Raw genomic sequence first — 13188 nt, forward strand, 5'->3', positions numbered from 1 at the left:
GTCCCTATTTCCTCTCCCTGATCTGCGTCAGCGTCCGCGCGGGCGTGATCGCTTCCGGGTCGAGTTGCACTTCGATGATCGCCGGCTTGCCGCTCGCGCGCGCCCGCAGATAGGCGGGCGCGAAGGCCTCGGTCGTGGTCACCGTCTCGCCGTGGCCGCCGTAGGAGACGGCGAGCGCTGCGAAATCGGGGTTCGTCAGGCCGGTGGCGCTGACGCGGCCGGGATATTCCCGCTCCTGATGCATGCGGATCGTGCCGTACATGCCGTTGTTGACCACGATCGCGATGATCGGCAGGCCGTAGCGCACGGCGGTGGCGAATTCCTGCCCGTGCATCAGGAAGCAGCCGTCGCCGGCAAAGCAGACGACCTCACGTTGGGGAAACAGCTTTTTCGCCGCCACCGCCGCCGGCAGGCCGTAGCCCATCGAGCCGGAGGTGGGGGCGGCCTGCGTTGCGAAGCGGCGGAAGCGGTGGAAGCGGTGCAGCCAGGTCGCATAGTTGCCGGCGCCGTTGGTGAAGATCGCATCCTGCGGGACGTTCTCCTCGATCCAGGCCATGATCGGGCCCATGTGGACGTCGCCGGGGCCGGCGGCCGGCGGCGTCGACCAGGCGCGATAGGCCGCGTGCATGGCCTTCGTCCGCTCCGCCCAGCGGGGCGGGACGAGCGGCGAGAGACCGGCGAGGGCCGCGACGAAATCCGCCGGGGCGGCACAGATCGCAAGGTCCGGCCGATAGACGCGGCCGAGTTCGGACGGATCGGGGTGGACGTGCACCAGCGTCTGCTGCGGGTAGGGGACGTCCATCAGCGTGTAGCCGGAGGAGGGCATTTCCGAATAGCGGCCGCCCAGCATCAGCACGAGGTCGGCCTCGCGGATTTCCTTGGCCAGCGCCGGATTGATGCCGATGCCGGAATCGCCGGCATAGTTCGGATGCAAATGATCGAATAGCATCTGCCGGCGGAAGGAGCAGGCGACGGGCAGCGCGAAGCGCTCGGCGAAGGCGGTGAACGCCGCGACGCTCTCTTCGTCCCAGCGCGTGCCGCCGAGGATCGCGACCGGCCGCTCGGCCTTTTCCAGAAGGTCCCTGAATTTTGCGAGCTGGGCCGGGCCGGGATGGGCCTCGACGGGGACGTAGGGCCGGGCGGATACCGCCTCCACCGTATCGGTCAGCATGTCCTCCGGCAGCGCCACCACGACCGGGCCGGGCCGTCCCGAAGTCGCGACCGCAAAGGCGCGGGTGACGAATTCGGGGATGCGGCGGGCATCGTCGATCTCGGCCACCCATTTGGCGACCTCGGTGAAGGCGCGGCGGTACTCGATCTCCTGGAAGGCCTCGCGCTCGCGGGCGTCGCGCTGGACCTGGCCGATGAAGAGGATCATCGGCACCGAATCCTGCCGGGCGATGTGCAGGCCCGCCGAGGCGTTGGTGGCGCCGGGGCCGCGGGTGACCATGCAGATGCCCGGCTCGCCGGTCAGCCGGCCCCAGCAGTCGGCCATCATCGCCGCGCCGCCTTCCTGGCGGCAGACGAGAACGTCGATGTCGGTGTCGTGCAGCGCATCGAGCACGGCGAGGAAGCTCTCCCCCGGCACGCAGGAGAGGCGCTTCACGCCGTTTGCGACGAGCGCGTCGACGATCAGCTGGCCGCCGGTGCGGCCGGCCTGCGTTGCAGGATTGCTGGCGTGCTCGGTCATGCAGATTTCCTCTTTGCTTCAAGGCTTTCCAGTTCGGCCAGGATCTCGTCGGTGTGCTCGCCGAGCCGCGGGCTCGGGCGCTCGTAGGCGAGCGGCGTCTGCGAAAAGACGACCGGCATGCGCACGGTGGGGATGGCATTGCCGTCGCGGTCGGCAAGGTCGAGGCGCAGGCCCCGGGCCTTCACCTGCGGATCGTCGAAGGTCTCGGCGATCGAGTTGATCGGGCCGGCCGGCACGCCGTTGTCCTCGCAGGCCTTCAGAAGCGCTGTCTTCTGCCACTGCCGGCTGCGCTCAAGGATCAGCGGGCGCAGTTCGTCGCGGTGGCGGACGCGGGCGCGGTTGGTGGCAAAGCGCTCGTCGGCGGCAAGCCCGTCGAGCCCGAGGATCGCGCAGAGGCGCTGGAACTGGCCGTCATTGCCGACGGCGAGGATCATGTGGCCGTCGGCGGTCTTGATCACCTCGTAGGGGGTGATGTTCGGATGGGCGTTGCCGAGGCGGGTCGGGGCGGTGCCGGAGACGAGGTAGTTCATGTTCTGGTTGGCCATGACGGCGGTCTGCACGTCGAGCAGCGCCATGTCGATCTGTTGGCCGCGGCCGGTGCGCAGCGCATGGATGAGGGCGGCCTGGATGGCGGTGACCGCATAGATGCCGGTGAAGATGTCGGCGATCGCGACGCCCGCCTTCATCGGCTCGCCGTCGGGCGAACCGGTCACCGACATGAAGCCGGACATGCCCTGGACGATGTAGTCGTAGCCGGCGCGGGCGGCATAGGGCCCGTCCTGGCCGAAGCCGGTGATCGAGCAATAGACGAGCTTCGGGTTCTCGGCGGCGAGGCTCTCGTAGTCGAGGCCGTATTTCTTCAATCCTCCGACCTTGAAGTTCTCGATGACGACATCGGCCGTCTGCACGAGGCGGCGGACGACGGCACGGCCTTCCTCGGTGCGGAAGTCGACGGTGATCGAGCGCTTGTTGCGGTTGGTCGAATGATAGTAGGCGGCAGAGAGGTTCTCGCCGTCCTTGCCGGTGACGAAGGGCGGGCCCCAACCGCGGGTTTCGTCGCCGCCGTCGGGGTTTTCGACCTTGATCACGTCGGCGCCGAGATCGGCCAGCATCTGGCCGGCCCAGGGGCCGGCGAGCACGCGCGCAAGTTCGATGACGCGGATGCCGGAGAGCGGCAGGTTCTTCTCGTCCATCGGTATCCTCCTTGCCGTCGCCGGTGTTCCATTCGGAATCTGCTTGCGACGCAGGGATCTGGATAACAAAATCGCCGGGCCGGAGATAGCATCAACGCCGCATGGGTTGATGATCCCGGGGACTTACCCCTTGGCTTTGCGCAATTTTTCCGGCGCTGAGACCCGGGTGTCAGGCGAGCGGCGGCATCGGCGGCAGCGTGGCGCGCTTGCGCAACTGGTGCTCGCGCCAGATCACGTAGAGGCCGGAGCCGATGATGATCGATATGCCGAGCCATTTCAGCGCATCCGGCAGGTCGCCGAACACCCACCAGCCGAGCGCCGTCGCCGAGACGATCTCGAGATACTGCAGCGGCGCCAGCACCGAGGCCGGCGCATTGCGGTAGGCATAGGCGCCGAAGATGCCGGAGATGGTCGCGGCGATGCCGGCGCCGACGATATAGAGCGCCGCGTCGCCCTCGGGTAGGATCGGCGTGAAGGCCGGCAGGCCGAGCGAACCGCCGACGAGAAGGGCGAGGCCGGCGAAGCCTGCGCCCCAGAGGCCGGTGTGGAGCTGCATCGACCAGGGATCCTCGCTCTGGGCGGCAAGCCGGGTGATCAGCAGGTAGACGGCGAGCGCGAAGGCCGACACCACCGGCAAGAGCGCGACGGGGCCGACCTCCTGCAGGCTCGGCTGGATGACCAGCAGCGCGCCGAGGAAGCCCACGGCGCAGGCCGTGTAACGCCGCCAGCCGATCGTTTCCTTCAGGAAGATCGCGCCGAGGATGGTCAGGATGACCGGCTCGACGAAGAAGATCGCCAGCGCGTCTGCAACCTCCATGACGGCGAGCGCGGTGACGAAGCTGATCATCACCACCGCCGTCATCAGGCCGCGCAGCGCATGCAGCGCCACCTTCCGGCGCGTCAGGTCGAACAGCGTGCCGCGCCAGAGCACCACCGGCACCAGCGTCAGCGTCTGGAACAGGAAGCGGCAGAGCGTGATCACGGTGGCGGGAACGTCGACCACGGCGAGCTTGGAGAAGATGTCGATCACCGGCGCGATCAGCACAGAGACGACCATCAGCGTCAGGCCCAGGCCGATCTCGTTGCGGGGGGCGGTCTTCGCCGATGCCGGATTGATGGTCATGTCGTTTCGTACCGGTTCTGGCGCGTGACCCTCTGGCACCAGCGGCAGAAGTCGTCGACGGGCCGCTGGCGCAGGTCTTGCCGCTCCAGCAGGGTTTCATGGCGCAGACCGCGATAGACGACGTCGGTCACGTCGGCAAGGCCCCTCTTTCGGAGACGCTTGCCCATCCAGGTGACGGCGCGGCCGAAATCCGTCGCCGGGTCCTCGTCGCCGCCGACGAGATGGATGGGCAGCGCCCGCGGCAGGCGATCGATCCGCGGGTGCGAGGCGGCCTCGAAGGTCATGGCGAAGATGTCGCGCCAGAGCGAGACGCTGGCGTCGAAGCCGCAAAGCGGGTCCTCGACGTAGTGCGCGACCTCGGCCTCGTCGTGCGACAGCCAGTCGAACTCTGTCCGTCGGTCGGCAACCGCCTTCGCCCAGGCCGAGAAGGTCAGTCTCGGCAGCAGTCCGCTCGGCACGTCGGACCCCTTCAGCATGCGCTCGGCGCGCAGGATCACCTGGGCGGCGCGGCCGGCGAGGCCCACGTGGAAGTTGGAATTCCAGACCGCCAGCGCGTCGATCTTGTCGGGATGGGTCTCGGCGAAGGCGAGCGCGAGCAGCCCGCCCATGGAATGGCCGAACTGGACGACCGGAAGCCCGGGATGGCGGCCGACCGCCATCTGGCGCACGGCCAGCATGTCTTCCACGGCAACCCGGTGGCCGTCGCGCTCGGCGAAGCGGCCGAGCGGCGCGTCGGGCGCGCTTGTGCGGCCATGGCCGCGATGATCATGGGCATAGACGTGGAAACCGTCCGCGGCGAGGCGGTCGGCAAAGGCGCCATAGCGCCCCGCATGCTCGGCAAGGCCGTGGCTGACCAGCACGATGCCCCTGGGGGCACCCGTGGCGGCCGCATGGCGCAAGGCGAGGCGGGCACCGGTCGGGCTCGGCAGCGGCGGGATCTCGGAAAACATCTTCGGCGGGTGGCCTTCGGCGGATCGGACGTCTGCGGTCATCAAACCGATTTTCCCAGGAATGGCAATCACTTCGCCGCGCCGGCCCGGCTTCTCGAGCGTTTTCGGATGGCGAGGCGAAATTCCCGGTTGCATTTTTCGCGCATATGTTGATTAATGTTTATGGTTTGTTCTGGTTTTGGGGAGTGTCGCCATGATGTCGAGACTTGCATGCCTTCTTGTCGCCTTCGCCTTCCTTGCGGGTGCTTCGGCGTCCCCGCTGCTGGCCGCGCCGCTGCCGGCGCAGCCGGACAGGCCGGCCGGCGGCGAAGGGACGACGCGCCATGTGCTGGCGCTGACCTGGCAGCCGGGGTTCTGCCTGACCAGGCCCGCGCTCGCCGAGTGCGCGGAGGCAGGGCGGCAAACGGCGCCGGGCGGGCTGGCCCTGCACGGCCTGTGGCAGGTGCGCAAGAGCTACTGCGGCATCGATGCGGCTTTGAAGCGGCGCGACCGCACCGGGCGTTGGAGCGACCTGCCGGAGCTCGTGCTCGCGGAGCGGACGGCGAAGCGGCTCGCCGCGGCCATGCCCGGACGGCTTCCGGCCTCGATCGCCACCAGTGGCTGATGAACGGAACCTGCCACGCCGCGACCGCGGAGGACTACTATGGCCGTTCGCTCGATCTGCTGGACACGGTCAACGGCTCGGCGGTCGGCGCCTTCTTCGAGGCGCATGCGGGCGAGACGGTGACGATGACCGCCGTGGCCGCGGCCTTCGACGCCGCCTTCGGCAGCGGCGCCGGCGAGCGCGTGCGCCTGCGATGCCGCGCCGTGGACGGCCGGACGGTGGTCACCGGCCTGACGATCGGGCTTGCTTCCGCCGAGGGAGACCTGCGGACGTCGATCCAGGGGGCGGCCGTCACCAAATCGGAGTGCGCGGCTGGACTGCTGGCGTCCGCGGTGTCCGACTGATCCGGCGGACCGGCGAAAGGCGGCGGTCACCGCCGCCTACGCACGGGACTCTCTGCTTCGTTTCTGGCTTTGCGCCGGAACCTGCGCCTTGGCTGGGCATGCCGTGTAGGTCGGCCGGGCGCCTTGGCGTAGGCGGGCGTGCATCGGTCATGCTTTGCGGCCCGACAGGGAGGAAGGGCGGCTGCGCAAAGAGGGGCAAATCGCGATCCCGGTGCGGTCGCCGCATTGCCGCTGGGCGTGAATTCCCCTACATAGCGGCAAATTTCTTCCGATGCGGAGCACACGCGGTATGGCACGTCAGTTCATCTATCACATGGCCGGGCTCAACAAGGCCTATGGCAACAAGAAGGTCCTGGAGAACATCCACCTGTCCTTCTATCCGGATGCCAAGATCGGTATCCTCGGGCCGAACGGCGCCGGCAAGTCGACCGTTCTGCGGATCATGGCGGGCCTCGACAAGGAATTTACCGGCGAAGCCTGGGTGGCGGAGGGGGCGACCGTCGGCTACCTGCCGCAGGAGCCGCAGCTCGACGCGTCGAAGACCGTGCTCGAGAACGTCATGGAAGGCGTCGCCGGCAAGAAGGCGATCCTCGACCGCTACAACGAGCTGATGATGAACTATTCGGACGAAACGGCCGAAGAGGGCGCCAAGCTGCAGGACATCATCGACAGCCAGAACCTCTGGGACCTGGAGAGCCAGGTGGAGATGGCGATGGACGCGCTGCGCTGCCCGCCGGGCGATGCCGACGTCACCAACCTGTCGGGCGGCGAGAAGCGCCGCGTGGCGCTCTGCAAGCTGCTCCTGTCGCAGCCGGACCTCCTGCTCCTCGACGAGCCGACCAACCACCTCGACGCCGAGACGATCGCCTGGCTGGAAAAGCACCTGCGCGAATATCCGGGCGCCGTCCTGATGATCACCCACGACCGCTACTTCCTCGATCACGTCACCGGCTGGATCCTGGAGCTCGACCGCGGCCGCGGCATTCCCTACGAGGGCAACTACTCGGCCTATCTGCAGGCGAAGGCCAAGCGCATGCAGCAGGAAGGCCGCGAGGAGGCCGCACGGCAGAAGGCGCTCTCGCGCGAGCAGGAATGGATGGCGTCCAGCCCGAAGGCGCGGCAGGCCAAGTCGAAGGCGCGTATCCGGGCCTATGACGAACTGGTCAAGGCGGCGGCCGATCGTCGTCCCGGCGACGCCCAGATCGTCATCCCCGTCGGCGAGCGCCTCGGCCAGGTGGTGATCGAGGCGGAGAACCTCACCAAGTCCTACGGCGACCGCGTGCTGATCGAGAACCTGACCTTCAAGCTGCCGCCCGGCGGCATCGTCGGCGTCATCGGCCCGAACGGCGCCGGCAAGACGACCCTGTTCCGGATGATCACCGGCCAGGAGAAGCCCGACAGCGGCGATATCCGCGTCGGCGAGACGGTCGATCTCGGCTATGTCGACCAGAGCCGCGACGCGCTCGACGGCAACAAGACCGTCTGGGAGGAGATCTCCGGCGGCAACGACGTGATCAAGCTCGGCAAGCACGAGGTCAATTCGCGCGCCTATTGCGGCGCCTTCAACTTCAAGGGCGGCGACCAGCAGCAGAAGGTCGGCACGCTGTCCGGCGGCCAGCGCAACCGCGTGCACCTCGCCAAGATGCTGAAGGCCGGCGGCAACGTCATCCTGCTCGACGAACCGACCAACGACCTCGACACCGAGACGCTGGCGGCGCTGGAGGATGCGCTCGAGAGCTTCGCCGGCTGCGCCGTCATCATCAGCCACGACCGCATGTTTCTCGACCGGCTGGCGACCCATATCCTGGCCTTCGAGGGCGACAGCCACGTGGAATGGTTCGAGGGCAACTTCGAGGACTACGAGCAGGACAAGATCCGCCGCCTCGGCCCGGATTCGGTCAATCCGAAGCGGGTGACCTACAAGCGCCTGACGCGCTGACACGTCGCGCGCCACCGCCTGTCAACGGGCGCAGCATGCCGGCCGCATGCTGCGCCCGATCCGTTTTGGGCGAGCATGTCGGAAGCCAATCGGTGGAGGGGCGAGCCTTTCGCGAAGATTACGACTTGCGCTCAGCTAAATCATGACATAAACATATCTTTATGTCTTGATTGGCGGTGGGGCGCGGCGTGGCAAAGCTCGGCTTGGACGACATTGTAGAGGTTTTGAAGACGGCTGGCGAATCGACCCGGCTGCGACTGCTGGCGCTGCTCGCCCGCGGCGACCTGACTGTGACCGACCTCACCGACATCCTCGGCCAGTCGCAGCCGCGCATTTCCCGCCATCTGAAGCTTCTGGCGGAGGCGGCGCTGATCGAACGCTACCAGGAAGGCGCCTGGGCCTATTTCCGGCTCGCCCATGACGGGGCGGCGGTGTCGCTGGCGCGCCTGCTTCTGGACCAGACGGACGCGGCGGATCCGGTGTTCAGGCGCGACGCCGAGCGGCTGGACGTGCTGAAGCGGGCGCGGGCGGAGAAGGCGCAGGCCTATTTCAGCCGCAACGCCGCCGAGTGGGACGAACTGCGGCGGCTGCATGTCAGCGAGGCCGACGTCGAGGCGGCGCTTTTGAAGCTCATCGGCGAAGAGCCGGTCGAGGCGTTTCTCGATCTCGGCACCGGCACCGGCCGCATCCTGCAGCTGTTCGAGGGCCTCTACCGGCGCGGCGTCGGCGTCGATGCCAGCCGCGACATGCTGGCGGTGGCGCGCGCCAATCTCGATCGCGCCGGCATCACCAAGGCCTCCATCCGCCACGGCGACATCTTCAACCTGCCGCTCGAGCGCGACGAGTTCGACGTGGTGACGATCCACCAGGTGCTGCACTTCCTCGACGAGCCGAGCTCGGCGATCGCCGAGGCCGCGCGGATGCTGAAGCCGGCCGGACGGCTGGTGATCATCGACCTTGCGCCGCACGGGCTGGAGCATCTGCGCGACGAGCACGCGCATCTGCGGCTCGGCTTTTCGCACCAGGCCATGGAGGAATGGCTGGAACAGGCGGGGCTGTCGCCGGAGCAGACCATCGACCTCACCCCGGCAGGCGCCGGAGCCGACGCGCTGACGGTCACGATCTGGCTGGCGCGCGACCGGCGTGCCGCGCCCGCGGCCGAGAACGCCGAACCCCTCATCGCCATCGGCCGGAGACATTGACATGACGATTGCCAGGAACGCCGGCCGCAGCAGGGGCCCGAAGCTCTCCTTCGAGTTCTTTCCGCCGCGGAGCGAGGAGGCCAAGCAGCAGCTCGGCGAGACGATCGACACGCTTGCGGCCTATCGGCCCGATTTCGTCTCGGTGACCTATGGCGCCGGCGGCTCCACCCGCGGGCCGACGCTTGCCACCATATCGCGGATCCTTAGCGACACCGCGCTGCCGGCGGCCGCGCACCTGACCTGCGTCGGCGCCACGAAGGCGGAGGTGAGGGCGGTGGTCGACGAGTTCCGCGCGGCGGGCGTCCGCCACTTCGTGGCCCTGCGCGGCGATCCGGCCGGCGGCATCGGCGCGGCCTACGAGCCGACGCCCGGCGGCTATGCCAATGCCGCCGAGCTGGTGGCGGGCCTGAAGGCGATCGCCGACTTCGAGATCTCCGTCTCCGCCTATCCGGAAAAACATCCCGAGAGCCACGATGTCGCAGCCGACATCGACATGCTCAAGCGCAAAGTGGATGCCGGCGCCACCCGCGCGCTGACCCAGTTCTTCTTCGACAACGATCTCTATGCGCGCTACCGCGATCGCGTGCGGGCGGCGGGGATCGAAATCCCGATCGTCCCCGGCATCCTTCCCGTCCACAATCTCGGGCAGGTGCAGAAGTTCGCCGGGCTCTGCGGGGCCAGCGTGCCGCAGTGGCTGGCCGATCGCCTCGAGCCGCTCGCCGACCGCGCCGAGGAACGGGCGGCCGTTGCGGTCGAACTCGCCGCACGGCAGGTGGACGGCCTGATCGCGCTCGGCGTCGACGAATTTCATTTCTATACGATGAACCGCTCCGCACTCGTCGCCTCGGTTCTCGACCGTGTCGGCCTGCGGCCGGAACAGGACGTCGAGCGGGCCAGGGCCGAAGGGGCGGCGGCCTGACCACCGGCTTCGGCCGGGCGGCGTGCCGCGCCGCCGGCTTCGGCTCCTTGGGCAAAGAAAAAACGCATGGCGCTGTGGGCCATGCGTTTCTTGAACTAGTCTCTGCGTTTTTGGTCCTTGTGGACTACGCTGCCGTCAGATGAAAATCATGCTGGCGACGAAGAGGAACGCTGCACTGATCATCAGAACATTCAAGGAATGTGTGATACCCATCGGCTTACCTCCCTTGCGTTGCGGGCTGATAATAGGTCCGAAAAATCCGTTTTGAAAAGTTGTTTGTGTGTTGCATTGCGGCATCACATTGCGCGTCACGGGTTTTCCACAATTCTAAACGGCTGATCTCAAATGCACTTTCGGCCCTTATGGGCCTTCACGAAATCTTCACCTCGGTTAACGGCGGTGATCACGATTTCGTAGCAGAAAACGGCCAGGCCTAGAATCAGTTCCAATCCGGGACGGGCTGGCGGCCATGATTTTCCGGTGTGGCCGCAGGCCCCTCGCGCGCGGTCGCGGGAGCCCCTCCGCTAGGCCGCTCTCTTTCCCAAGAGGCGTCCGTCGAGGATGACGAGGCCGAGGAGGACGAGCAGCATGCCGGCGGCCACCGGCAGCGAGATGCTTTCGCCGAGGAAGACGACGCCGGCGAGGATGGCGCTCGGGGGCACCAGCAGGGTGACGAGCGAGGTGTTGGTGGCGCCGGCCGCCGCCATGATCCGGAAGAACAGGATGTAGGCATAGGCGGTGGACAGCAGTGCCAGCGCCAGGACGGCGAGCACGGCGCCGAGCGGCGGCATCGGCAGCGACCAGGGCTGGTCGACGAGCGCGGCGAGCGGCAGGAGAACGACGGTGGAGGCCGTCAGTTGCCCGGTTGCCGTCACCGGCGCGGCAACGCCGCGGAAGCGCTTGCCATAGGTCGCCGACAGCCCGTAGCTGGCCGCGGCCGCGACCGGGAGAAGCAGCGCCCAGAGGGGCGGGCCGTCGCTGCCGCCGGCAAAGGGCGCCAGCGCCCGCGGCCCCACCAGGACGGCGGTGCCGAGCAGGCCGACCAGGCAGCCGGCGATCTTTGCCGCCGACAGCTTTTCGTCCTCGGTCAGCCAGTTGGCGATCAAAACGGTGAAGATGGGCGTCGTGGCGTTCAGGATCGCCGCCAGCCCGGCGCCGATCTCGGTCTGGCCCGTGAAGATCAGGATGTGCGGGATGACGTTGTTCAAGAGCCCCATGACGAGGAACTCCCGCCAGCGCAGCCAGAGCGTCGGATAGAGGCCGTGGCGGCCGCGCAGGTAGAGGTGAAGGGCAAGGGCCGCGATCGCGACCCGCAGGAGAACGAGGGTGACCGGCGGGATGTGCTGGACGGCGACGCGGGCGAAGAAGAACGATCCGCCCCAGATCAGCCCGAGGCACACGAGCATGGCCCAGGTCCTTGCCGACATCGTCTGCGGATAGACCGCGGCTGCCTGGTTCATGGTGTTCGTCCTCCCCGGAATGCTTCGGTGTCGAACCTAACGTCACAGAGACGGCCTGCCCACCCGATTCGCTCATCGTTGCCGGCGAAGGACGGCGATGCAATCTCGAATTGTCGTGCCGGATGGGGGCTCTAAGGCGGTCGGACGCGAACGCGTTCGAAGCGCCAGGCGTATCGATCGACCGCAGGTACGGCGCTCGCCCGTGCAGGCTGTCATCAACCGTATCGGCCCATGCGGCCTGCGGCGGTACGGAGGGTCATGGCGGTGGACGACCGGAGCAGATCGACGCCTGCCGCGCCTTTGCGACTAGGCGGCGCGTGCAGGCGGCGGTGCCGGGGCGACCGTTGCGCCCCGGGCCGGCCGGATTTAGAGCGCGCCGAGCAGGGCCGGGGTGGCCCAGCCGTCGGCGGGCAAGCCGAGGCGCAGCTGTTCCTTCTGGATCGCCGCCCGCGTGCCGGAGCCGAGAATGCCGTCGATCTTGCCGACGTCGTGGCCCAGTTCGGCAAGGCGCGTCTGCAGCGCCTTCATGCCGCCGTCGTCGAGGCCCGTCTCCGGCTCGCCCTTCTCATAGGGCGGTGCGCCGGCAAGGCGGGTGGCGAAATAGGCGGCGGACGTCGTGTAGATGAACGACTGGTTCCATTCCAGGTAGATGTTGAAGTTCGGGTAGGTGATGAAGGCGGGGCCCTTGCGGCCCTGCGGCAGCACCAGCGAGGCGGCGAGGCCGGAGAACGCGGTATTGCCGTCGCGCGGCGTCACGCCGAGGGCGAACCAGTCGCCGGCGGTCATGCCGGACTGCAGGCCGGTCTTCTCGAAGGGCATAGTATCCGGCACGGACACTTCCTGGATCCACGGCTGGCCCCTTGTGAAGCCGAGATGCTGGATGAACTTCGCCGCCGTCAGGATCGCGTCCGGCGCGCTGCTCTTGACGTTGACATGGCCGTCGCCGTCGCCGTCGACGCCGAAGGCGATGATGTCCTCGGGCAGCATCTGCACCTGGCCGATCTCGCCGGCCCAGGCGCCGGTCGTCGTCGAAGGATCGAGGTCGCCGTGCTGGACCATCTGGATCGCGGCGATCAGCTGCGGGCGAAACAGTTCCGGGCGGCGGCAGTCGTGCGAGAGGGTGACGAGCGCGTTGCGCGTGTTGAAATCACCCTGGACGGCGCCGAAATCGGTTTCCATCGCCCAGAATGCGGTAATGACCGGGCCGGGCACGCCGAATTCCTGTTCGGCCCGCTGGAAGACGTCGGAAAGCTCCTGCAGCTTCTTGCGGCCGATGTCGAGGCGCGACTGGCTGACGGTGCGGCGGGAGAATTCGAGGAAGGTCTGGCGGAAGACGCCCTGGGCGCGGTCGCGGGAGAGCACCTTCTGGTCGATGGCGGCGCCCGCGAGCGCCCTGTCGATGGCCTCGCCGGGGATCTGCTTCGCGGCTGCCTCCGCCCGCACGCCGTCGAGGAAGGCGGCAAGCTCGCCGCCGCAGGCGACAGCCGGGGTGCCTGCCGGGGCATCTGACGGGGCTTGCGATTGGGTCTGCGCGGCGGGCTGGACCGGGGCCGGTGCCTGTTGCGCGAACGCTGTGCCTGAGAGGAGAAGCGCTGCCAGGGCGCCCAGCGGCAGGAAACGCGGTTGCATATGCGGGGATCCTTTCATTCGGTTGTCCCCGCTTCTCAAATTAATGTGACGGAAGCAAGAAGCAAAAGTGCGCTGCGACGCCCGCGTGCATCAATCTGCCGTGAGCCGGGCGACGGGCCGCATCGTCCCGGTCGA

The 13188-nt window shown here is 67.8% G+C and carries 12 protein-coding genes; 5 read left to right on the top strand and 7 right to left on the bottom strand.

Going from position 1 to position 13188, the window contains the following annotated elements; translation table 11 throughout:
* Positions 1-4: 4 nt before the first annotated feature.
* The 4 genes from P0086_RS18550 to P0086_RS18565 form a co-directional block, all read right to left on the bottom strand.
* Entirely contained in the window at positions 5-1690 is a 1686-nt protein-coding gene (locus P0086_RS18550) for a thiamine pyrophosphate-binding protein (RefSeq protein ID WP_275788217.1), read from the bottom strand.
* Positions 1687-2883 carry a CaiB/BaiF CoA-transferase family protein gene (locus tag P0086_RS18555; RefSeq protein ID WP_112600153.1) on the bottom strand — a complete coding sequence of 399 codons (1197 nt, stop codon included), beginning with the start codon at positions 2881-2883 and terminating at the stop codon, positions 1687-1689. Before P0086_RS18555 ends, P0086_RS18550 begins: the two co-directional genes overlap by 4 nt.
* A gap of 169 nt (positions 2884-3052) precedes the next feature.
* On the bottom strand, positions 3053-4006 hold the full coding sequence (locus tag P0086_RS18560) for a DMT family transporter (RefSeq protein ID WP_275788220.1): 954 nt from the start codon (positions 4004-4006) through the stop codon (positions 3053-3055).
* Positions 4003-4956 (bottom strand): alpha/beta hydrolase, encoded by a 954-nt coding sequence (locus tag P0086_RS18565; RefSeq protein WP_275788320.1) that lies wholly within the window; start codon positions 4954-4956, stop codon positions 4003-4005. Before P0086_RS18565 ends, P0086_RS18560 begins: the two co-directional genes overlap by 4 nt.
* Positions 4957-5149: 193 nt before the next feature.
* Between P0086_RS18565 and P0086_RS18570 the strand changes: the two genes are divergently transcribed.
* From P0086_RS18570 to metF, 5 genes are all read left to right on the top strand, one after another.
* Positions 5150-5560, top strand: coding sequence for a hypothetical protein (locus P0086_RS18570; protein WP_275788223.1), 411 nt, complete (start codon positions 5150-5152; stop codon positions 5558-5560).
* Positions 5560-5904 carry a hypothetical protein gene (locus tag P0086_RS18575; RefSeq protein ID WP_275788226.1) on the top strand — a complete coding sequence of 115 codons (345 nt, stop codon included), beginning with the start codon at positions 5560-5562 and terminating at the stop codon, positions 5902-5904. The genes P0086_RS18570 and P0086_RS18575 overlap by 1 nt, the downstream gene beginning before the upstream one ends.
* Positions 5905-6193: 289 nt before the next feature.
* Positions 6194-7843, top strand: a complete 1650-nt coding sequence (gene ettA, locus P0086_RS18580; protein ID WP_112600156.1) for an energy-dependent translational throttle protein EttA — start codon at positions 6194-6196, stop codon at positions 7841-7843.
* 188 nt (positions 7844-8031) lie between these two features.
* On the top strand, positions 8032-9045 hold the full coding sequence (locus tag P0086_RS18585; protein WP_112600169.1) for a metalloregulator ArsR/SmtB family transcription factor: 1014 nt from the start codon (positions 8032-8034) through the stop codon (positions 9043-9045).
* A gap of 1 nt (position 9046) precedes the next feature.
* On the top strand, positions 9047-9964 hold the full coding sequence (metF, locus tag P0086_RS18590) for a methylenetetrahydrofolate reductase [NAD(P)H] (RefSeq protein WP_275788232.1): 918 nt from the start codon (positions 9047-9049) through the stop codon (positions 9962-9964).
* 135 nt (positions 9965-10099) lie between these two features.
* On the opposite strand, the gene P0086_RS18595 is transcribed toward metF, so the two are convergent.
* From P0086_RS18595 to P0086_RS18605, 3 genes are all read right to left on the bottom strand, one after another.
* A complete protein-coding gene (locus P0086_RS18595) occupies positions 10100-10276 on the bottom strand; it encodes a hypothetical protein (RefSeq protein WP_275788235.1) in 177 nt (58 codons plus the stop codon).
* Between the two features lie 212 nt (positions 10277-10488).
* Positions 10489-11424 carry a DMT family transporter gene (locus P0086_RS18600; protein WP_148179437.1) on the bottom strand — a complete coding sequence of 312 codons (936 nt, stop codon included), beginning with the start codon at positions 11422-11424 and terminating at the stop codon, positions 10489-10491.
* A gap of 366 nt (positions 11425-11790) precedes the next feature.
* Positions 11791-13053 (bottom strand): lytic murein transglycosylase, encoded by a 1263-nt coding sequence (locus P0086_RS18605; RefSeq protein ID WP_275788239.1) that lies wholly within the window; start codon positions 13051-13053, stop codon positions 11791-11793.
* Between the last annotated feature and the right edge of the window lie 135 nt (positions 13054-13188).

It is taken from the genome of Mycoplana sp. MJR14, from assembly GCF_029210525.1.
Taxonomy (GTDB): Bacteria; Pseudomonadota; Alphaproteobacteria; order Rhizobiales; family Rhizobiaceae; genus Mycoplana.